Consider the following 21,287-nt stretch of genomic DNA (forward strand, 5'->3'; position numbering starts at 1 on the left):
GGTCATGCCCGCGGTGGGGCGGTGCTCTTCCTGACGACGAGGCTGGTCGCGAGTTCCATGCGGGTCACCGAGGGCTCCCCCGCGCGCAGCCGGAGCAGCATCTGCACCGCCTCCTCGCCCATTTCGCGCAGTGGCTGGTGGATCGTGGTGAGCGGTGGGCTCGACCAGCGCGCGATCATCACGTCGTCGTAGCCGACGACGGACAGGTCCTCGGGCACGCGCAGCCCGCACACCCGGGCGGCCTCCATGACGCCCAGCGCCTGCAGATCGCTTCCGGCGAAGACGGCGGTGGGCCGGTCCGGCAGTTGCAGCAGCTCCAGGGCCCGGGCGTGCCCGCCCTCGACGTGGAAGTCGCCGAAGCGGACGAGGGAGGGGTCGTGGGCGAGGCCGGCCATGTTCAGCGCGGACCGGTAGCCGTCGAGCCGTGCCAGTGAACACAGCATGTCCTCGGGGCCGGTGATGATGCCGATGCGGCGGTGCCCGAGGTCGATGAGGTGACGGGTCGCGGCGACGCCGCCGGACCAGTTCGCCGAGCCGACGGACGGCACGTCGGGTTCGGGGTCGCCCGCCGGGTCGACGATCACGAAGGGGATCGACCGTGCGTCGAGCTGCCGTTTGACGGCGTCGGGGAGGGAGGAGAACACCAGGACCACGCCGATCGGCCGGCGCTGCAGCACGCCTTCGATCCAGTCCGGCGCCGGGGCGTGCCGGGTGCCGCTCTCGGTCAGGACGACGCTCGCCCGGTGCGCCTTCGCGAGGTTCTCCACGCCGCGGATCAGTTCCATCGACCACACGCTGTCGAGCTCGTGGAAGACGAGTTCGATGAGGGGCGCCTCCCTGGCGACGCGCGTGGTCCGCCGGTAGGCGTGCGTGTCGAGGAGCTGCTCCACCTTGACGCGGGTGGCCGACGACACGTCCTGCCGGCCGTTGAGGACTTTCGAAACTGTCGAGAGCGACACTCCGGCCTGCTGGGCCACCTCCGCCAGCGTGATGCGCCTGCTCTCCTCGCCATCTCCCATCTGAGCAGCATAAAGCACCGCTCTGCGCCTGGACATGGTCACGCTTCGATAACTCCCCGCCGGAGGGTTGACCCGTTCGTCACGCCAACTTTACCGTCCGACGGCGATGAAGTTTCGACACAGAGAGCGAAACTCTTTCGAAAGGTGAGGCGATGAAGCGTCACGTACGGCTCCTCAGAACTGCTGTCGTCGGTGGAGCGTCGCTGGCCATGACGCTGTCCCTGGCAGCGTGCGGCGGCTCGGGGGATTCCGCCGGAGGCGGCCGGGCCGAGATCCACGTCCTGGTGTACGGCGATGCCACCAACAAGGTGGAGAAGCAGCTCGTCGACACCTTCAACAAGACCTCGAAGGTCAAGGCGGTCCTCGACACCGTCCCCGGCGCCGACTACCAGTCCAAGCTGCAGACGATCATCAGCGGCAAGCAGGCCCCCGACCTCTTCTTCAACTGGGGCGGCGGCAGCATCAAGCCGTACGTCGACGCGGGCCTGCTCATGCCGCTGGACGACTTCATCGCCAAGGACCCGGGCCTGAAGTCCCACTTCCTTCCGTCGGTCTTCAACACCGCGGTCGTCGACGGCAAGCCCTACGGCATCCCCATGCGGGGCACACAGCCCGTCCTGCTGTTCAGCAACAAGAAGGTCCTGGCGGAGGCCGGTGTCAGCGCGTCGCCGCGCACCTGGGACGAGCTCCTTGCCGCCGTCAAGGCGCTCAAGGCCAAGGGCGTCACCCCCATCGCCCTCGGCGGCGGCGACAAGTGGCCGACCCAGATGTGGTTCCAGTACGTCTACGACCGGGTGGCCGGCCCCGACCACTTCAAGAAGGCGGTGAACGGGGACAAGAACGTCTGGGCGAGCGCCGACAGCAGGAAGGCCCTCGGCATGCTCAAGGAGCTGATCGACGCCGGCGCCTTCGGTACCAACTACGACTCGGTCAAGTTCACCGACGGCGGCTCCCCCGCCCTCCTCGCCACCGGCAAGGCCGCCTTCGAACTCATGGGCTCCTGGGAGTACTCCACCCTGCAGGACGCCTACCCGGACTTCGTGAAGAGCGACCTCGGCTACGGCACCTTCCCGACCGTCGAGGGCGGCAAGGGCGACCCGGACAACCTCGCCGGCAACACCAACAACTTCTACTCGGTCCTCAAGACCACCGAGCACCCCGAGGCCGTCGCCGAGTTCCTGAAGCTCATGTACTCGGACGAGTTCGTCAAGGGCCAGCTCGGCATCGGCAACCTGCCCACCACCACCAACACCCCGAAGTTCCTGGACGGCTCCGCCAGCCCCGCCTACTCGACGTACCAGTACGACCTGGTGAAGAAGGCCCCCGCCTTCCAGCTCTCCTGGGACCAGGCCTATCCGCCGGCGGCCACGACCACCATCCACCAGGCGGTCCAGCAGTTCTTCAGCGGACAGACGGGTCCCGACGCCTTCATCGCCGCCATGCAGACCCTGCCCGCGGCCTGACCCCCGGAACCCCCGACATGACCACTGCCGCAGTCCCCACCGTGGACAGCACCGCGAAGAGCGCCCGGCGCGGACGGCCCCGCGGCCCCGCGACCGGTGTGGGCCGCCCGGGCATCGCCTGGGCGGCGCCCGCCGCCGTCTTCTTCGGCCTGTTCGCCCTCGTACCGCTCCTCCTGGTCGTCGTCCTGTCCTTCACCCGCTGGAACGGCCTCGGTTCCCCCGAGTTCGCCGGCCTGGACAACTGGAGCCGGCTGCTCGACGACCCCGTGATGGTGAAGAGCCTCTGGCTGAGCCTGGTGTTCACCGTTCTCGGCGTCGTCGTCCAGACGCCGCTCAGCATCCTGCTCGGCGTCTGGGCCGCCGGCCGGCAGCGCAACCGCGCCGTGCTCTCCGCCGTCTACTTCGTCCCGCTCCTGCTGTCCATCACCGCGGTCTCCGTCCTGTGGCGCGCCGTGCTCGACCCCAACTTCGGGGTCCCCTCTCAGGCGCGGTGGCTCTTCGACGACGGCAACCTGTTCGGCACGCAGGCCGGCGCCATCGGAGTCCTCGTCTTCGTCAGCACCTGGCAGTTCACCCCCCTGCACACCCTGATCTACCAGGGCGCCGCCCGGGCCGTCCCCGGGGTCCTCTACGAGGCCGCCCGGATCGACGGCGCGGGCACGGTCCGCCAGTTCTTCCACATCACCCTGCCGCAGCTGCGCAACACCGTCGTCACCTCGATGATCCTGATGGTGGTCGGCGGACTCACGACCTTCGACACCGTGCTGATCCTCACCCAGGGCGGGCCGGGCACCGACACCACGAACAGCGCCTACTACATGTACCAGAAGGCCTTCAAGAGCTTCGACTTCGGAGGGGCCTCCGCGATCGCGCTCCTCCTCGTCCTCGTCGCCACGCTGGTCTCCCTGGTCATGGTGCGCCTCACCGGCTACGACAGAATGCGCAGCACCATGGAGGGCGTGTGATGAGGAAGCGCCCCAACTACCTCGCCGGGCTCGGCTCGTTGATCTGGCTGTTCGTGGTCGGCCTGCCGCTGTACGTCATGCTGGTCGCCACCTTCCAGTCCCGTACCGACTACGCGGCGAACGGCCCCCTGGCCCTCCCCGAGCGCCTCACCCTCGACAACTACGTCAACGACCTCGACGCGGGCTTCGCGCAGTACTTCCTCAACACGGCCGTCGTCACCGTCTGCGTGGTCGGCATCGTCCTGCTCCTCGTACCGCCCCTCGCGTACGCCATCGTGCGCAGCGACGGCAAGGCCACCGGCCGGGTCTTCCGGCTCTTCCTGATCGGGCTCGCCATCCCGTCCCAGGCCGTCATCGTCCCGATGTTCTACCTCATCAACGAGGCAGGCCTGTACGACAACCTCCTCGGCGTCATCCTGCCGACCGCCGCCTTCGCCATGCCCGTCTGCGCCCTGATCCTCACCGGCGTCATGCGGGACATCACTCCCGAGCTGTACGAGGCGATGACCGTCGACGGGGCCTCCCCCTGGAGGATCTTCGCCCAGCTGGTGCTGCCCCTGTCGAAGAGCGGTCTCTCCACCATCGTGGTCTTCTCCTCGCTCCAGGCCTGGAACGGCTTCCTGTTCCCGCTCGTCCTGACGCAGTCCTCGGAGAACAAGGTCATCACCATGGGTCTCTACGACTTCCAGACGGAACACGGTGTCGACATCCCCGGTCTCCTCTCGGCCGTCGTCCTGTCCATGCTCCCCATCCTGCTCGTGTATCTGTTCGCCCGTCGCGCCCTGGTCCAGGGCCTGATGGGGGTCGGAGGAAAGTGACCGGCACCGTGGCCATCCAGCCCCAAGCCCCGTACCGCGCCTGGCGCGACCCCGCGCTGAGCGCGGAGGCCCGAGTCGACGCGCTGATCCCCGAGATGACCCTGGAGGAGAAGGTCGCCCAGCTCTTCGGCGTATGGGTCGGCGCCTCGGACGAGGGCGCCGAGGTCGCGCCGCACCAGCACGACATGGAGGAGCCGGTCGACCTCGACGACCTGCTGCCCGACGGCCTCGGCCAGCTCACCCGGCCCTTCGGAACCGTGCCCGTCGACCCCGCTCTCGGCGCCCTCTCCCTGATGCGGACACAGGCCCGGATCACCGCGGCGAACCGCTTCGGCATCCCGGCCGTGGCCCACGAGGAGTGCCTCGCGGGCTTCGCGGCCTGGGGCGCCACCGCCTATCCCGTCCCCCTCTCGTGGGGAGCCACCTTCGACCCGGCGCTCGTACGGGAGATGGCCGCCGCCATCGGCCGCGACATGCGGGCCGTCGGCGTCCACCAGGGGCTCGCTCCCGTCCTCGACGTCGTCCGCGACGCACGCTGGGGCCGCGTCGAGGAGACCATCGGCGAGGACCCGTACCTCGTCGGAACGATCGCCACCGCCTACGTCCAGGGGCTCGAGTCCGCCGGGGTCGTCGCCACCCTCAAGCACTTCGCCGGCTACTCCGCCTCCCGGGCCGGCCGCAACCTCGCCCCGGTCGGCATGGGCGCCAGGGAACTGGCCGACGTGATCCTGCCGCCGTTCGAGATGGCGGTCCGGGAGAGCGGCGTCCGGTCGGTGATGCACGCCTACACCGACACCGACGGCGTTCCCTCGGCGGCCGACGACCGGCTGCTCACCGGACTCCTCCGGGACACCTGGGGATTCACCGGGACCGTCGTGGCCGACTACTTCGGGATCGCGTTCCTGAAGTCCCTGCACGGCGTCGCCGGCACGTTCGGCGAGGCGGCCGGGGCCGCCCTCGCCGCCGGCGTCGACGTGGAACTGCCCACCGTCAAGACCTTCGGCGCCCCGCTCCTGGAAGCGGTCCGGCAGGGTCGCGTGCCCGAGGAGCTCGTGGACCGCGCGGTCCGGCGGGTCCTCGTGCAGAAGACCCGGCTGGGGCTGCTCGACCCCGACTGGAGCCCCGTCCCTCCGGCACTGCGCGCTGCCGACACCACGGCCGGCACCGACGCCCTCCGGGGCACGGTCGACCTGGACCCGGCCGGCAACCGGGAGCTGGCCGGCCGCATCGCCGAACAGGCCGTCGTACTGCTCCGCAACGACGGGACCCTGCCGCTCGACCCCTGCGCGCCCCGGCGGATCGCCCTGGTCGGCCCCAACTCGGAGGCTCCCACCGCCGTCCTCGGCTGCTACTCCTTCCCCGTCCACGTCGGCGGACAGCACCCCGGGGTCCCCGTCGGCATCGCCCTGCCCACCCTGCGCGAGGCCCTCGTGGCCGAGTTCCCGGGGGCCGAGGTCCTCGTGGCGCGGGGCACCGGCATCGACGACGGCGGTACCGAGGGCTTCGCCGAGGCCCTGGACCTCGCCCGCGGCGCCGACGTCGTCGTGGCGGCCCTCGGCGACCGCGCGGGGCTGTTCGGACGGGGCACCAGCGGCGAGGGCTGCGACGCCGAGTCCCTCGTCCTGCCCGGCGCGCAGAGCCGGCTGCTCGACGCCCTCCTCGACACCGGGACACCGGTCGTGACGACCCTGCTGGCCGGCCGGCCCTACGCGCTCGGCCGTGCGGCCGACGAGTCAGCCGCGGTCCTGCAGTCGTTCTTCCCCGGCGAGGCCGGGACGGCCGCCATCGCCTCCGTCCTCAGCGGACGGACCGGCCCGAGCGGCCGGCTGCCCGTCAGCGTGCCGCGCCACCCCGGCGCCCAGCCGTCCACCTACCTGGCCTCCCGCCTCGGCCACGGCAGCGAGGTCTCCAGCATCGATCCGACCCCGGCCTTCGGTTTCGGGCACGGCCTCACCTACACCGCCTTCGCATGGAGCGACCTGGTCGTCGAGGACACCGAGGTCCCCACGGACGGCGACGTGCGGCTCGCCCTCACCGTGGCGAACACCGGCGACCGCGCCGGAACCGAACTCGTACAGCTGTATCTGCACGACCCGGTGGCCTCCGTGGTCCAGCCCGTGCAGAGGCTGATCGGGTACGTGCGGGTCGACCTGGCGCCCGGCCGGAGTGCCCGGATCCGCGCGGTCGTCCCCGCGGACCTCGCGTCGTTCACCGGCAGGGCCGGGAAGCGCGTCGTGGAGCCGGGAGAGCTGGAACTGCGGTTCGCCGCGTCCAGTACGGAGCCGCGGCTGACCGCCCGGGTGACGCTGACGGGTCCGGTGCGGCAGGTCGACCACCACCGGCGCCTGCACGCCGGCTTCGAGGTCCTCCGGCACGCCTGACGCTGACCGGACGAGGGCATGAAGGAGGGCCCGAACTCGACGAGTTCGGGCCCTCCCCGGAGCCGCACTCAGATCATCGGGCCGCCGAACGGGCCGCCTCCCAACCCGTAGTGCGTGCCCAGCTCGTGGCGGTACGCGGGGTCCTCAAGATGCTTCTCGCGGGAGAACTCGGGGGCGTCCTTGATCTGCTCCTTGGTGCGGTCGACGTAGATCTTCTGGTCGTCCGGATCGATCCGGACGACGGTGGCGGCCGGAAGGAGGACCTCCTTGCCGAAGATCCAGACCCCCGTGTCCACGACCAGATAGGAGTCCCCTACCTCGTCGGAGTGCTTGTCCACCTTCCCGATGCGGCCGTCGATCGCCTCGACCTTGTAGCCGGTCAGTACGGTGCCGGCCAGGTGACCCGCGGTCGACTTGTAGCTCCACACGTGCTCACTCACGCGAAATCAACTCCTCCGGTAGGCGAGGGCTCGGCGAACTGCCGCCGCCCTCCTTCTCCGTGTGCCCTTCGCGGCGGGGCGCGTTCCCCGCCTGGGCACCGCCTGCCCCGAGCCGAGCGGGCCAATCCCGCCGTACCGCGCTGGGCAAGGTCCGCGAGACCAGCGACGCGCAGGTCACCCCCGTGGTGGCCGACCTGACGGATTCCGTGGGTTCCGATTACTCCGGCACTGCCGTTCGCGTCAACTTCAGGCTGATTCCATTCGAAAACATTCGTACAGCACGGGTGTCGCAAGGTGCTGTTCACACGGGCGCATTACCCTTCATTGACCCACCCTTGGGCTTGCGTTGGTGAATTCTGATGAGGGTGTGACCAGAGGGAGGGGCGTTTTCGCTGATGTCAGTCCGCACCTCCGCGGCCCTGCGCGCGGCCCTCCTTCTCGTCCTCGCCCTCGTCTGCGGGACGTTCGTCCTGCCCACCCCCACCGGCCCCTCGCCGCAGCTCGAACAGCCCCGCGTCCAGCAGGCCGCGTCGGTCGCGGCGTACGAGTCCGTGCACGCGGGGGGCGGCGAGGCGGACGCCTCCCGGGGCTCCGTCCTCCACCGCGACCGGCGGCGGGCGGGCGCCGCGGCGGCGGGGCCGCCCGGCCCGCCGCCGCTCGTCACCCGCACCGCGCCGTTCACGGACCCGCCGGCCGGCCGGACCTCCGGCCCGGACAGCCGGCCGAGACCGTTCGCGGCCCATGACTCCTCTGCTCTCCAGGTGTTCCTCTGCTGACGGACGGCATCACCCCGCGCCGACCTGTCAGCCCGACGCGCCCCTGGGGCGCGCCAGGAGGAAACCTCCATGCAGCCCCTCATCGACCACGCCCGCCGATTCGGACAGCGGCCGGCGGGCGGCATCGTGCCCCCAATCGTGCCCCCGTACGGCACCGGCAACCCCAGCGGGGAGGCCGCCACGATCGAGTACGCCGTCGAGGACGTCGTCGTCTGCGGCCACTCCCACTGCGGCGCGGCGGGCGCCCTCGTCCGGGGCGAGGACCTGAGCGCCGTGCCCGCCGTACGGGACCGGCTCGCCCACGCGGCGCCCGGCGGGGCCCCGGGCCGCGCCGACGACCCGGCCGTCACCGACGCCGTCCACGGCCACGTCCTCGCCCGACTGCTCCGCCCGCGCTCCCATCCGTGTGTCGGACGGCGGCTCGCGGCCGGCCGCCTCCGCCTGCACGGCTGGTTCCACGAGGTGCACACCGGCGCCGTCCTGGAGTACCGCCCCGAGTCCGACGCCTTCGAGGCGCTGTGACCGGGGACGTCCGGACGCCGGGCCCCTTCCCGTTCCCGCGGCAGGACTTCGCCGCCTCCCTCGTCGTCTTCCTCGTCGCCCTCCCGCTCTGCATCGGCGTCGCCGTCGCCTCCGGCGTCCCCGCCGAACTGGGCCTCATCACCGGCATCGTCGGCGGCCTCGTCACCGGCCTGATGCGGGGCAGCAGCCTCCAGGTCTCGGGCCCGGCCGCCGGCCTCACCGTGCTCGTTCTCGAGGCGGTCCGCACCTTCGGCCTCCCCGCGCTCGGAGTCATCGTCCTCGCGTCCGGCCTGCTGCAGATCGCCATGGGCCTCCTCCGCTGGGGCCGCTGGTTCCGCGCGATCTCCCTCTCCGTCGTCGAGGGCATGCTCGCGGGCATCGGCCTGGTCATCATCGCCGGGCAGCTCTACGCCGCGGCGGGCGTCCCCGCCCCCGACTCCGGTCTCGCCAAGCTCACCGGCCTGCCGGGCGCCCTCGTGGACGCCCTGGGGAGCCGCGCGGCCCTCGTGTCGCTCGCCGTCGGGGCCGGCACCGTCGTCCTCGTCGTCGGCTGGCGGTGGATGCCGCGCCGGGCCCGCGCGGTGCCCGGCGCCCTCGTGGCGGTCCTCCTGGCCGCCCTCGCGACCACCGTCTTCGACCTCCCGGTGCAGACCGTGCGGGTGAGCGGCGTACTGGAGGCCGTCCACCTGCCGGGCCCCGCGGCCCTGTCCTCCCTCGTGGACCCGGCTCTCCTCGGCACGGTCCTGGCGTTCGCCCTGATCGCCTCCGCCGAGTCGCTGTTCAGCGCGGCGGCGGTCGACCGGCTGCACACGGGACCGCGCACGGACTACGACAAGGAGCTCGTCGCACAGGGCGCGGGCAACACCCTCTGCGGTCTCCTCGGCGCCCTGCCGCTCACCGCGGTCATCGTGCGCAGCTCGGCCAACGTCGAGGCGGGCGCCCGGACGAAGGCGTCCCGGGTCCTCCACGGGGTCTGGCTGCTGCTCTTCGTCGCCCTGCTGCCCGCCGTCCTCGCGTACATCCCGCTGGCGGCACTGGCCGGAATCCTCGTGCACGCCGGCTGGAAGCTCATCCCGTTCAGGGGCGTCGTGACGCTCTGGCGCCGCCACCGGGGCGAGGCCCTCGTCCTCGTGGCGACGGCGACGGCCATCGTCGCGGTCGGCATGTTCGAGGGTGTGCTCATCGGCCTCGCCCTTTCGGTCGCGAAGGCCGCCTGGGAGGCGTCGCACCTGCGGATCGAGCACAGTGACGACGGCCGCGGGGCGATCCGCGTCCGGCTGCAGGGGACGATCACCTTTCTGCGGCTGCCTCAGATACTCGACAGCCTGGAGTCCCTTCCCGGCGACCGCCGGGTGGTCCTGGACCTCACCGGGGTCCACCACCTCGACCACGCCTGCCGGGCGGCACTCGAGACATGGGCCGAACGCCACAGCGGGGCCGACGCCGAGGCCGTCCGCGCCGACACCGCCGCGGGCCGCCCCGAGGACTCCGGCGCGGGCTCGGTGAGCACCCCGCGCTGAACGCCGGACGCGAGCGGGGGGCGCCGCGCGACGTCGCCCCCCGTTCGCGAACGTGCCCATGTGGGACCGCACCTCGTCGTCTGCGGAGGCCCTCCGGGGCTCCAGCCGTCACAATGAGACGCGGGCGCGGTCGAGGAAACGTCCGAACCTCCGACCCGCCTCCGCGTGGTACCGAGGAGGTCGCCATGAGTCACTCCACGGACGACCGGCGCGTGCTCGCCGAGATCGAGCGGCGCCTCGCCCGCGACGATCCCGATCTCGTCGCGCTCTTCGCCACGCTGATCCAGCAGTTTCCGCCCGTGCCGGAAGAGCCCCGTCCGGCGGCCCGTACGGAGCGGAGGAGACGTCTTCGCCGCAAGCCGGCCGTGATCCTCTTCGTGCTGATCGCGGTGCTCGGCCTGATCCTGACCGCGCTCCTGAGCGCTCCGTCGTCCCCGTCCCCCGGCGAGGACGCACCGCCCTCGGGCACCCGCTCCGGGTCCCTCCTGCATCCTTCGGGACGGTGACCGTGCGGGCCGCGGGACGGTGACCGTGCGGGCCGGATCGAGACGGTGATCCGGCCGGGGACGTTTCGAGGCGGTGATCTCGCCGGGGACCTTCCGGGAATGCTCAGGGTCGGGCCCGGGGCGGGGCGGGCGGGACGCTCGTGACGGCAGGCGCGCGGTCCGGGCGGTGGGGGCGGGGCCGGGGTCCGGACCCGCGGGTCCATAGGGTGAGCCCATGTCTGCCACGTTGAGTCCCATGAAAGCCGCCGCCGCCCTGCGTACGGCGGCTCGCGTCTCCGCCGAGTCGTTGTTGGTCCTGTTGATGGCCGGAGTGGCCCTGTGGGTCCTGGGTCGCATGTGGTCGGTCGTCTGGCCTCTCGTCGTCGGGCTGATCCTCACGACCCTGACCTGGCCACCGGCCCGTTTCCTCCGGCGACACGGCTGGCCGCCCGCCCTGGCGGCGGCGGTCGTCACGGTGTCGTTCGTCCTGGCCGTCGTCGGCGTCGTCGCGCTCATCTCGGTGCCGGTCGCCTCCCAGTCCGGGGAGCTCTCCGAGGGCGTGGTCGAGGGAATCCAGCGACTGCGCGAGTGGGCGTCCGGGCCGCCGCTGAACATCGGCGACGACGAGATCTCCGGCGCTCTCGACACGGGGATGGCCCGTCTCCAGGACAGCGTCGGCAGCATGGTCACCGCGATCGCGACCGGCGTGGGCACGGTGTTCAACGGTGTGGTCACGGCCTTCCTCGCCCTCTTCCTGATGTTCTTCTTCCTCAAGGACGGCCCCCGGTTCGTCCCGTGGCTCACCCGCCAGCTCCCCGGGCGGCTCGCCGTCGACGTCCCGACCCTGGCGGAGCGGAGCTGGGACACGCTGGGAGCGTTCGTGCGCAGCCAGGCCTTCGTCGGCCTCATCGACGCCGTGCTCATCGGCCTCGGTCTGTGGATACTCGACGTGCCGCTGGTCCTCCCCCTCGCCGTACTGACCTTCGTCACCGCGTTCGTGCCGATCGTGGGCGCCCTGTTCGCGGGCCTGGTCGCGGTGCTCATCGCGCTCGTGTCGAACGGGGTCACCGACGCGCTGATCGTGCTGGCGATCATCGTCGTGGTCCAGCAGTTGGAGGGGAACGTCTTCCAGCCCATGATCCAGAGTCGCGGACTCGGCCTGCACGCCGCCGTCGTCCTGCTCGCGGTGACCCTCGGCGGGAACCTGGCCGGCATCGTGGGGAGCCTGCTCGCCGTCCCGGTGGCCGCGCTCATCGCGGTGTTCTGGAACTACCTGCGGGAGCAGCTCGGCGACGAACGGCCGGAGCAGGATTCGGACGAGGCGGACGCCCCCGTGCCCGCCATGTCCTGAGCCGACGGCCGACCGGCCGGAGGCGAGTCACTGGCGGTCGGGCCCCGGAGAGGAGTCACTAACGGTCGGGACATGGACGCGATACGCGGCGGAAACGGGCCGTCCCTAATTTCTGTCACCCGACAGGAATTCGCAGGACCTCACTCCGCGACAGGGGACCGCCATGACCGTGACCACCGATCCCACTCCCCCAGCACCTCCCCCGCCCGGTGCGAAGGGCGAAGGGTCACCTGACGGTTCGCCCGACGGCTCGCTCGCCTCGTTCGGCTATCCCCAGGAGCTGCGCCGCAGGATGGGGCGGTACGCGTCGTTCGCCGCCGGGTTCTCCTTCATCTCCGTGCTGACCACCGTGTTCCAGTTCTTCTCCCTCGGCTACTCCTTCGGCGGGCCGGTCTTCTTCTGGACCTGGCCCGCCGTGCTCGCCGGTCAACTCCTCGTCGCCGCCTGCTTCGCCGAGCTGGCCGCCCGGATGCCCATCTCGGGGGCGATCTACCAGTGGGCGAGCAGGCTCGGCAGCCCGTCCTTCGGCTGGTACGCGGGCTGGATCATGGTGACCGGTCGGATCGTGGTCGTGGCGGCCGCGGCTCTCGCGCTCCAGGTCGTGCTGCCCGCCGTCTGGCCCGGCTTCCAGCTGGTCGGCGGCGACCCGTCGCCCACGACGACGAGCGGCGCCGCGAACGCCGCCCTCCTCGGACTGGTCCTGCTCGCGCTCACCACCCTGCTCAACGTCCTCGACAACCGCGCGCTGTCGGCCGTCAACACGATCGGCGTCACCGCCGAGATCGCCGGCGTCGGCCTCATCGTCACCCTCCTCGCCACCCACGCGGAGCGCGATCCCGGCATCACCCTGCACACCGGCGACCAGGGCGGTCTCATCGCGGCGCTCCTCGTGGGGTCGTTCACCGCCGCGTACGTCCTCATCGGCTTCGAGAGCGCGAGCGAGATGAGCGAGGAGACCGTCAACCCCCGGCGCACCGCCCCCCGTACGACGCTCAGCGCCCTCACCACCTCCGGCGTCTGCGGCGGGCTGCTGCTGCTCGGCGGACTGCTCGCCGCGCCCAGCCTCACCGACGGACGGCTCGCGTCCGAGGGCCTGGGGTACGTGCTCACCAGCACTCTGGGCGACGGCCTCGGCAGGGTCCTGCTGGCCGACGTGGCCCTGGCCGTCTGCGCGGCGACCCTGGCGATCCAGACCTCGGCGACCCGGATGCTCTACTCGATGGCGCGTGACGGTGTCCTCCCGTACTCGGCACGACTGGCGCGGGTGCCCCGGCGGACCGGGATGCCCGGCACGGCCGCCGTGGTGGTCGGTGTCTGCTCGGGGCTGCTGCTCCTGCTCAACCTCGCCTCGCCGCAGGCGATCCTGGCCATCGGCACCACGTGCATCGCGATGGTGTACCTGGCGTACCTGATGGTCACGGGCCCCATGCTGGTCCGGCGCCTGAGGGGCGAGTGGCCGCCGCCGGCCGACGACGCACGGGACGAGCTCGGCCGGCCGCTGTTCTCGCTCGGCCGCTGGGGGCTCCCCCTCAACGCGCTCGCCGTGGCCTACGGGATCCTCATGACGGTCAACCTCTCCTGGCCGCGCGCCGAGGTGTACGACCCGGAGGGCGGCCACTGGTACTTCCGGTGGTTCACCGTCCTGGTCCTCGGCGCCACGGTCGCGACGGGTGCGGCGTACCGCTGGTACCGCCGTCGCGAGGGCGCCGGTCCCGCGGTCGGGGACGCGGACCGGCGAGCCCGGCAGGACCACGGCTCCGAGGCCCTACGCGCCTGAGGCCGTGGGGCGCCCCGCCCCGTCGGATCCGCGCCGGACCAGCCGGTGCTCCGGCCGCCCCGTCAGGTCTGTGCCGCGAGGAGCAGCTGCCCCTCGCGGCGCAGTCGTGCCAGGGACCGCTGCGGCACGCCCGCCACCCGGAGCGCCGCGTCGGCGGTCGCCACCGCCAGGGTGCGGGGGTCGCGGGCCGGTTCCGCCCTGCGGATGAGGATCACGCTCTCGGTGAGGCCGAAGAGCAGGTCCGCGCGGAGTGCCAGGCCGTCCTGGGCGAGCCCTGTCCCGGGTTCCGTGGCCGCCAGCAACTCGGCGTAGCAGGACTTGAGTGCGGACCGGATCCGGTGGAAGTCGGCGAAGCGCTCCGTCTGCACCTCGGGCAGCAGGTAGAGCGCGCCGAGGTTGTGCGGGCCGCCGCACAGCAGTGCCGCGTCGGAGTGGCACAGCGCCCACAGCCGTGCCTCCGGGTCCGCCTCCGCACGGGACACGAGATCGCGCGCCACCTCCAACGAGGGCCGGACGGTGCCTTCGAGCAGCTCCGCGAGGATCGCTTCCTTGCCGTCGAAGTAGTGGTAGAGGGATGCCTGCCGCAGGCCGGCACGCTCGGCGATGGTCCGGGTAGAGGTCGCCGTGTAGCCGCGGGCGGTGAACAACTCGGCTGCGGCCGCCAGGACTTCGTCGCGCGGTTCGAGACCTCCGGCGGGACGCTCCTGGGCGCGCGGGCGGCCGACTCTTCTGCTGGTGGGCGTGCTCACTCCGTGATCCTCGCACAGGGCCGCGGGTCGCCTCGGGGCCGAGCTGCCGGGTGAGTTTCCGGTAACGGACGCGAAACCCGCGGGCAACGGCCGCGAAGCGCCCGCTGCCTAATTTCTGTCGAGCGACAGAAATAAGAGCGGCGACTTGGAGGCCGAGTCATGGCGACCCCGTCAGGGACAGCGACAGCGACGACGTATCTCGCGCGCGACCATGCCCGTGCCCAGGCGGGCACGGAGGTGGACGCCATGCCCGTGCTGCCCGCGAGCAGGTGGCCGGCGCCTCCCGAGGGCGTCGCCGCCGAGGACGTCGTCTGGGCCGAGACGGTGGCGGGCGGCAACTACACCCACAAGGTCCTCGCCCGCGGCACCGAGCTGCGGCTGACCGACCTCACCGGCGACGCCTGCGCCCATCTTCTGCTCCACTGCGCCGACCGCCCGTGGGAGCGGCTGAACGTCGCCGACACCGTCAAGGTGCTCTGGAACGCGTACCTCGGCGAGGGGCATCTGCTGCTCTCCGACCAGGGACGGGTGCTCGCCTCCGTCACCTGGGACACCTCCGGCCGGCACGACGCCCTCACCGGCACCTCCAGCCTCGCCCGCAACACCGTGCGGTACGGGGACGGCACGCCGCAGTCCGCCTCCCCGGCCGGACGTGAGCTGTTCAAGCTCGCCGCGCTCAAGCACGGTCTGACCCCGCGCGACCTCCCCCCGTCCGTCTCCTTCTTCCAGGGCGTACGGATCGCGGAGGACGGCACGACCGAGTTCACCGGCTCCGCCGGCCCCGGCGGGACCGTCACGCTCCGCGCCGAGCAGGACGTCACCGTCCTTCTCGCCAACGTCCCCCACCCGCTGGACCCGCGCCCCGCGTACACCTGCGGAAACCTAGGCGTCCTCGCGTACCGGGCCCGGCCCACCTCACCCGGAGACCCGCTGTGGGAGGCCACGCCCGAGGGCCGCCGGGCCTTCCTCAACACCGCCGACCACCTCACCGCCCGGGGGATCGCATGACCGCCACCGCCCGTCCCGGCCGTGTCGTCACCGACGACATCGTCCCCGCCCGCGCCGCCTGGTCCGCCGTCGTGCGCAGGGGGCAGCTGTTGACCATCACCGACCTGCACGGCAACCAGGCCGCGGACTTCCTCCTCTACGACGCCCACGACACCTCCGTGCGCTACAGCGCCCCCGACACCGTCCAGGCGCAGGGCTCCGTCTTCCTCACCACCGGCTCGGTGCTGATGTCCGACGAGCACACCCCCCTGATGACCGTCGTCGAGGACACCTGCGGACGGCACGACACCCTCGGCGGCGCCTGCTCCAAGGAGTCGAACACCCTCCGCTACGGCCATCACACCTGGTCGCAGCACGCCTGCGTGGAGAACTTCCTCGCCGAGGGCGCCAGACACGGCCTCGGCAAGCGCGACCTGGTCTCCAACATCAACTGGTTCATGAACGTGCCGGTCGAGAAGGACGGCACGCTCGGCATCGTCGACGGCCTCTCCGCCCCGGGCCTGAAGGTCGTGCTCCGTGCCGAGACCGACGTCCTCGCGCTGCTGTCCAACTGCCCCCAGATCAACAACCCCTGCAACGGATTCGATCCGACCGCCGTGCGGATGACCATCACCGAGCCGGACGGCACCGGGACCGGCACAGGCACCGGCACCGGCACCGGCACCGGCACCGGCACCCAGGTCGGCCCGCACGGCGAGAACCACGAGGACGACGAGGACGGAACCCGATGACGTTCGACACCCTGCTGGTGGCCAACCGCGGCGAGATCGCGGCTCGCATCATCCGCACCGCCCGGGAGCTCGGCCTGCGCACCGTCGCGGTCTACTCCGACCCCGACCGGGGCGCCGAGCACGTCCGGCTGGCCGACGAGGCCGTCCGGCTCGGCCCGGCCCCGGCCAAGGAGTCCTACCTCGACGCCGGCCTGGTCCTCGACGCGGCCAGGGCCACCGGCGCGGGCGCCGTTCACCCCGGCTACGGTTTCCTGTCCGAGGACGCCGGCTTCGCGCGCCGCTGCGCCGACGCCGGCATCGTGTTCGTCGGTCCGACCCCCGAGCAGCTGGAGCTCTTCGGCGCCAAGCACACCGCGCGCGCCGCCGCGCGGGCGGCGGGCGTTCCCCTCGCCCCCGGCACCGGGCTCCTCCCGGACGTCGACGCGGCCCTCACGGCGGCCGAGGAGATCGGCTACCCGGTGATGCTCAAGGCGACCGGCGGCGGTGGCGGCATCGGCATGCGGGCCTGCCGCGACGCGGCCGAGCTCGCCGACGCCTGGGACCGCGTGCAGCGCGTGGCCGCCGCCTCCTTCTCCTCGGCCGGTGTCTTCCTGGAACGACTGGTCGAGCGGGCCCGCCACGTCGAGGTGCAGGTCTTCGGCGACGGGCGGGGCAAGGTCGTCACCCTCGGCGACCGCGACTGCTCGCTGCAGCGCCGCAACCAGAAGGTCCTGGAGGAGGCCCCGGCCCCCGGGCTGCCGGACCGTGTGCGCCGCGGACTCGCCGCCGCCGCCCGGGACCTGTGCGCCTCGGTGGACTACCGCTCCGCCGGCACGGTGGAGTTCGTGTACGACGCCGCCCGCGAGGAGGCGTACTTCCTGGAGGTCAACACCCGCCTCCAGGTCGAGCACCCGGTCACCGAGGAGATCTACGGGGTCGACCTCGTCGCCTGGATGCTGCGCCTCGCGCAGGGCGACACCGCGGTCGTCAGCGAGCCGCCGACGCCCTCCGGCCATGCCGTGGAGGCCCGTCTCTACGCGGAGGACCCGTCCCGCGACCACCGTCCCAGCGCCGGCCTGTTGACCCGCGTCGCCTTCCCCGAGGGCGTCCGCGTGGATTCCTGGGTCGAGACCGGCACGGAGGTCACCACCGCGTACGACCCGATGCTCGCCAAGGTCGTCGTCCACGGCGCCGACCGCGCCGAGGCCCTCGACCGGCTGGACGCGGCGCTCGCCGCGACCCGCGTCGACGGCATCGAGACCAACATCGGCCTCGTCCGCACCGCTCTCCGGGACGCCGACGTCCGCGCCGCCACCCACTCCACCGCCTCGCTCGCCACCCTCTCCGACCCGACCCCGCGCATCGAGGTCGTCGCCCCGGGCACCCTCACCACCGTGCAGGACTGGCCGGGGCGCACCGGCTACTGGCAGGTCGGCGTTCCCCCCGGCGGTCCGATGGACGACCTGTCCTTCCGGCTCGGCAACACCGCGCTCGGGAACGACGAGGGCGCGCCGGGTCTGGAGTGCACCCTCCAGGGTCCGTCCCTGAGGTTCAGCCACCCGACGACGGTCTGTGTCACCGGCGCCCCCGCCCAGGTGACGGTCGACGGCAGCCGCGTACCCCAGTGGGAGCCCGTCACCGTCGAGGCCGGTCAGACCCTCGCCGTGGGTGCCCCCGACGGGCGGGGCCTGCGCACGTACGTGCTGTTCGCGGGCGGGCTGGACGTGCCGGAGTTCCTGGGCAGCGCGGCCACCTTCACCCTCGGCCGGTTCGGCGGGCACGGCGGCCGGGCGTTGCGCGCGGGCGACGTCCTGCACGGCGGCGAGGTCCGTACGGAGACCTCGGTCGCCGCCCTCGACGAGCGCCCCGCGTTCGGTACCGCATGGCGGATCGGCGCGGCCGAGGGCCCGCACGCCGCGCCCGAGTTCTTCACCGAGGACGACATCCGCGACTTCTACGCGGCGGACTGGAAGGTGCACTTCAACTCGGCGCGCACCGGCGTCCGTCTGGTCGGCCCCAAGCCGCGCTGGGCGCGCACGGACGGCGGCGAGGCGGGCCTGCACCCGTCGAACATCCACGACACGCCGTACTCCGTCGGCGCCGTCGACTACACCGGTGACATGCCCGTCCTCCTCGGCCCCGACGGCCCCTCCCTCGGCGGCTTCGTCTGCCCGGCGACGGTCGTCACCGGGCAGCGCTGGAAGCTCGGCCAGCTCCGCCCCGGCGACACCGTGCGGTTCGTGCCCGTCACGACGGAGGCGGCGACGCGGCTGCGGAAGCAGCCCTCCGCCGCACCGCGCGCCGACCGCGGCGCCGTCGTCGACGGCGGGGTCCTCGCCCGCCTGGCGGAGACCGCGGCCCGTCCGTCGGTCACCTACCGGCGGAGCGGGGACGACAACCTCCTCGTCGAGTACGGGCCGATGCAGCTCGACCTCGCCCTGCGCATGCGCGTCCACGCGCTCGCGGAGGCGCTGACCGAGCGCGGGCTTCCCGGCGTCGTGGACCTCACCCCGGGCATCCGCTCGCTCCAGATCCGGACGGACCCCGACGTCATGCCGCAGCGTGCGCTCCTCGACGTCGTGCTGAGCGTGGAGGAGGAACTGCCCGCCACCGACGCCCTGGTGGTGCCCAGCCGGGTCGTGCACCTGCCGCTGTCCTGGGACGATCCGGCGACGCGGGAGGCCATCGCCCGCTATGTCGCGGGCGTGCGTGACGACGCCCCGTGGTGCCCGTCGAACATCGAGTTCATCCGGCGCGTCAACGGCCTGGAGACGGCCGACGACGTGTACCGGACCGTCTTCGACGCCGAGTACCTGGTCCTCGGCCTCGGCGACGTCTACCTGGGCGCGCCCGTCGCGACTCCGCTGGATCCTCGGCACCGCCTCGTCACGACCAAGTACAACCCGGCCCGCACCTGGACCGCCGAGAACTCGGTCGGCATCGGCGGCGCGTACCTGTGCGTCTACGGGATGGAGGGTCCCGGCGGCTACCAGTTCGTCGGCCGTACCACGCAGGTGTGGTCGGGCTGGCAGCAGCGCGGTGCCTTCGAGCCGGGCAGGCCGTGGCTGATGCGCTTCTTCGACCGGATCAGGTGGTACCCGGTCGGCGCCGACGAACTCCTGGAGCTGCGCGCCGACATCACCTCGGGCCGCTTCGTGCCGAGGACCGAGGAAGGCACCTTCTCCCTCGCCGAGTACCAGGACTTCCTCGCCGTGAACGCCGCGTCGATCGCCGCCTTCCGGGACCGGCAGCGCACGGCGTTCGGCGCCGAGCGCGACGCCTGGGAGGCCGCCGGCGAGTTCGCCCGCGCCGAGGCGGCCTCCGAGGCCGCCCCACCGACCGCCGACATCGAGGTGCCCGAGGGCGGCCGGCTGGTCGCGGCGGAGTTCACCGCCTGCGTCTGGCAGGTGAACGTCGAGGTCGGCGACCGGGTGTCGGCGGGTCAGCAGCTGGTCGCCCTCGAAGCGATGAAGATGGAGGCACCGGTACCGGCCCCCGCCGACGGCATCGTCGCGGAGGTCCTGGTCACACCGGGCAGTCAGGTGGAGGCGGGGACGGCGCTCGTCGTCCTCGCCGCCGTGGAGACCGCGGAGGTGGGCGCGTGAGCGGCACGGTGGAGCGGGTGCGGGCCGCGTACGCCCGCATCGAGCAGGTGGACCGGCCGGAGGTGTGGATCGGTCTCCGGCCCCAGGAGGTGGCGGAGGCGGACGCCGCCGCGATCGACGCGCGCATCGCGGCCGGGGAGCGGCTCCCGCTGGCCGGGACGGTGTTCGCGGTCAAGGGCAACATCGACGTGGCCGGGCTGCCGACCACGGCGGGCTGCCCGTCGTACGCGTACGAGCCGGCGGACGACGCGCCGGCGGTGGCGCGTCTGCGGGCGGCCGGCTCGGTGGTCCTCGGCACCACGAACCTCGACCAGTTCGCGACCGGCCTCGTCGGGACGCGCAGCCCGTACGGCGCCGTCCGCAACGCCGTCGCCCCGGCCCACGTCTCGGGCGGCTCCTCGTCCGGCTCGGCGGTCGCGGTCGCCCTCGGCGTCGTGGACCTCGCGCTCGGCACGGACACCGCCGGCTCGGGCCGTGTCCCGGCGGCCTTCAACGGCATCGTCGGCCTCAAACCGACCCGCGGGCTGGTTCCGGCCGACGGCGTCGTTCCGGCCTGCGCGTCGCTGGACTGTGTGACGGTCTTCGCCCGTACGCTCCCGGAGGCCGAGCGGGCGCTGTCCCTCATGGCCTCGCCCTCGGGGCGCGAACTCCCCGCCCTGGAGCAGCGGCGGCCCGGCCCGTGGCGGATCGCGGTCCCCGACCCGGAGCGGCTCGGCGAGCTGGACAAGGGCTGGGCCGAGGCGTTCGGGTCGGTGGCGACCCGGCTGGCCGACGCGGGCGCCGAGCTCCTGCCCGTCGACCTGGCGCCGTTCACCGAGGCGGCGGCGATGCTGTACGAGGGCGCGTTCGTCGCCGAGCGCTACACCGCCGTCGGTGGCTTCGTGGACGCGCACGCGGGGTCGGCGGACCTCGACCCGACCGTGGCCGGGATCATCTCCGGGGCCCGCGACATCCCGGCCCACCGGCTCCACGCGGACCGGCAGAGGCTGTCCGCCCTCCGCACCAGGGCCCTGGCCTCGCTGGGGGACGCGGACGCGCTGCTCCTGCCGACGACGCCGGGCCACCCGACGCTCGCGGAGGCCGCGGCCGACCCGCTGGGCGCGAACGCCCGGCTCGGCCGGTTCACCAACTCGACGAACCTGTTCGACCTCGCGGCGGTCGCCGTCCCCGCGGGCGAGGTGGACGGGCGGCCGTTCGGCGTCATGCTGATCGGGCGGGCGTTCACCGACGAGCGACTCGCCCGCGTCGCGGGCCTGCTCACGGCCCCACCGCTGCGGCTCGCCGTGGTCGGCGCGCACCTGTCCGGGCAGCCGCTCAACGGGCAGCTGCTCTCCCTCGGCGGCCGTCTGGTCCGTACGACCACCACCGCCCCCGCCTACCGGCTCCACGCCCTGGACACCGTCCCGCCCAAGCCGGGCCTGGTCCGGGTCCGTGAAGGCGGCGCGCCGATCGAGACCGAGGTGTGGCAGCTGCCCGCCGAGGGGCTCGGCGCGCTCCTCGCGGCACTCCCCCGCCCGATGGCCCTCGGCACCGTGGAGCTCGCGGACGGGTCCTCCGTGACCGGCTTCCTCTGCGAGCCCGAGGCCCTCGACGGTGCCCGCGACATCACGGCGTACGGCGGCTGGCGCGCCGCCCTTCCCTCCCTCGCCCGCTCCGGGGAGCCGGGAGGGCGTCCGTCCCGTGGCTGAACCCCGGCGG

Annotated in this window: 17 protein-coding genes; 14 read left to right on the forward strand and 3 right to left on the reverse strand. The window is 72.7% G+C overall.

Annotation, left to right across the window (positions count from 1 at the left end; translation table 11 throughout):
- Window positions 1–2: 2 nt before the first annotated feature.
- Window positions 3–1,019: a LacI family DNA-binding transcriptional regulator gene (locus tag ACIP84_RS02955; RefSeq protein ID WP_401793746.1), complete on the reverse strand. Its 1,017-nt coding sequence runs from the start codon at window positions 1,017–1,019 to the stop codon at window positions 3–5.
- Between the two features lie 152 nt (window positions 1,020–1,171).
- On the opposite strand from ACIP84_RS02955, the gene ACIP84_RS02960 reads away from it, so the two are divergent.
- From ACIP84_RS02960 to ACIP84_RS02975, 4 genes are all read left to right on the forward strand, one after another.
- The gene (locus tag ACIP84_RS02960; protein ID WP_401793749.1) at window positions 1,172–2,482 is read left to right on the forward strand and encodes an ABC transporter substrate-binding protein; all 1,311 of its coding nucleotides are present in this window, start codon (window positions 1,172–1,174) and stop codon (window positions 2,480–2,482) included.
- 17 nt (window positions 2,483–2,499) lie between these two features.
- Window positions 2,500–3,447 (forward strand): carbohydrate ABC transporter permease, encoded by a 948-nt coding sequence (locus ACIP84_RS02965; RefSeq protein ID WP_401793752.1) that lies wholly within the window; start codon window positions 2,500–2,502, stop codon window positions 3,445–3,447.
- Window positions 3,447–4,265 carry a carbohydrate ABC transporter permease gene (locus tag ACIP84_RS02970; RefSeq protein ID WP_401793755.1) on the forward strand — a complete coding sequence of 273 codons (819 nt, stop codon included), beginning with the start codon at window positions 3,447–3,449 and terminating at the stop codon, window positions 4,263–4,265. Before ACIP84_RS02965 ends, ACIP84_RS02970 begins: the two co-directional genes overlap by 1 nt.
- Window positions 4,266–4,360: 95 nt before the next feature.
- The gene (locus ACIP84_RS02975; protein ID WP_401795630.1) at window positions 4,361–6,646 is read left to right on the forward strand and encodes a beta-glucosidase; all 2,286 of its coding nucleotides are present in this window, start codon (window positions 4,361–4,363) and stop codon (window positions 6,644–6,646) included.
- A 68-nt stretch (window positions 6,647–6,714) separates the two neighbouring features.
- Here ACIP84_RS02975 and ACIP84_RS02980 read toward each other — a convergent pair whose 3' ends face one another.
- The gene (locus ACIP84_RS02980) at window positions 6,715–7,086 is read right to left on the reverse strand and encodes a PRC-barrel domain-containing protein (RefSeq protein ID WP_355961545.1); all 372 of its coding nucleotides are present in this window, start codon (window positions 7,084–7,086) and stop codon (window positions 6,715–6,717) included.
- Window positions 7,087–7,481: 395 nt separating this feature from the next.
- Between ACIP84_RS02980 and ACIP84_RS02985 the strand changes: the two genes are divergently transcribed.
- From ACIP84_RS02985 to ACIP84_RS03010, 6 genes are all read left to right on the forward strand, one after another.
- Window positions 7,482–7,862: a hypothetical protein gene (locus tag ACIP84_RS02985; protein ID WP_401793759.1), complete on the forward strand. Its 381-nt coding sequence runs from the start codon at window positions 7,482–7,484 to the stop codon at window positions 7,860–7,862.
- 69 nt (window positions 7,863–7,931) lie between these two features.
- Window positions 7,932–8,384, forward strand: coding sequence for a carbonic anhydrase (locus tag ACIP84_RS02990; protein WP_401793762.1), 453 nt, complete (start codon window positions 7,932–7,934; stop codon window positions 8,382–8,384).
- Complete coding sequence (locus ACIP84_RS02995; RefSeq protein WP_401793765.1) at window positions 8,381–9,904, forward strand: SulP family inorganic anion transporter; 1,524 nt, start codon at window positions 8,381–8,383, stop codon at window positions 9,902–9,904. Before ACIP84_RS02990 ends, ACIP84_RS02995 begins: the two co-directional genes overlap by 4 nt.
- 185 nt (window positions 9,905–10,089) lie before the next feature.
- Complete coding sequence (locus ACIP84_RS03000) at window positions 10,090–10,410, forward strand: DUF3040 domain-containing protein (protein ID WP_355961536.1); 321 nt, start codon at window positions 10,090–10,092, stop codon at window positions 10,408–10,410.
- Window positions 10,411–10,624: 214 nt separating this feature from the next.
- Window positions 10,625–11,740 carry an AI-2E family transporter gene (locus tag ACIP84_RS03005; protein WP_401793768.1) on the forward strand — a complete coding sequence of 372 codons (1,116 nt, stop codon included), beginning with the start codon at window positions 10,625–10,627 and terminating at the stop codon, window positions 11,738–11,740.
- 163 nt (window positions 11,741–11,903) lie between these two features.
- Entirely contained in the window at window positions 11,904–13,517 is a 1,614-nt protein-coding gene (locus ACIP84_RS03010; protein ID WP_401793771.1) for an amino acid permease, read from the forward strand.
- A gap of 62 nt (window positions 13,518–13,579) precedes the next feature.
- Here the strand turns inward: ACIP84_RS03010 and ACIP84_RS03015 are convergent, their stop codons facing one another.
- A complete protein-coding gene (locus tag ACIP84_RS03015; protein WP_401793773.1) occupies window positions 13,580–14,266 on the reverse strand; it encodes a TetR/AcrR family transcriptional regulator in 687 nt (228 codons plus the stop codon).
- 159 nt (window positions 14,267–14,425) lie between these two features.
- Here ACIP84_RS03015 and ACIP84_RS03020 point away from each other — a divergent pair, with 159 nt between their 5' ends.
- The 4 genes from ACIP84_RS03020 to atzF are packed head-to-tail and all read left to right on the forward strand — an operon-like array spanning window position 14,426 to window position 21,277.
- Window positions 14,426–15,274, forward strand: coding sequence for an urea amidolyase associated protein UAAP1 (locus tag ACIP84_RS03020; protein ID WP_401793776.1), 849 nt, complete (start codon window positions 14,426–14,428; stop codon window positions 15,272–15,274).
- On the forward strand, window positions 15,271–16,005 hold the full coding sequence (locus ACIP84_RS03025) for an urea amidolyase associated protein UAAP2 (protein WP_401793779.1): 735 nt from the start codon (window positions 15,271–15,273) through the stop codon (window positions 16,003–16,005). Before ACIP84_RS03020 ends, ACIP84_RS03025 begins: the two co-directional genes overlap by 4 nt.
- Window positions 16,002–19,589 (forward strand): urea carboxylase, encoded by a 3,588-nt coding sequence (gene uca, locus ACIP84_RS03030; RefSeq protein WP_401793782.1) that lies wholly within the window; start codon window positions 16,002–16,004, stop codon window positions 19,587–19,589. The genes ACIP84_RS03025 and uca overlap by 4 nt, the downstream gene beginning before the upstream one ends.
- Window positions 19,586–21,277, forward strand: a complete 1,692-nt coding sequence (atzF, locus tag ACIP84_RS03035; protein ID WP_401793785.1) for an allophanate hydrolase — start codon at window positions 19,586–19,588, stop codon at window positions 21,275–21,277. Before uca ends, atzF begins: the two co-directional genes overlap by 4 nt.
- The last annotated feature ends 10 nt before the right edge of the window (window positions 21,278–21,287 follow it).

This window comes from Streptomyces sp. NPDC088707 (assembly GCF_044752725.1).
Taxonomy (GTDB): domain Bacteria; phylum Actinomycetota; class Actinomycetes; order Streptomycetales; family Streptomycetaceae; genus Streptomyces.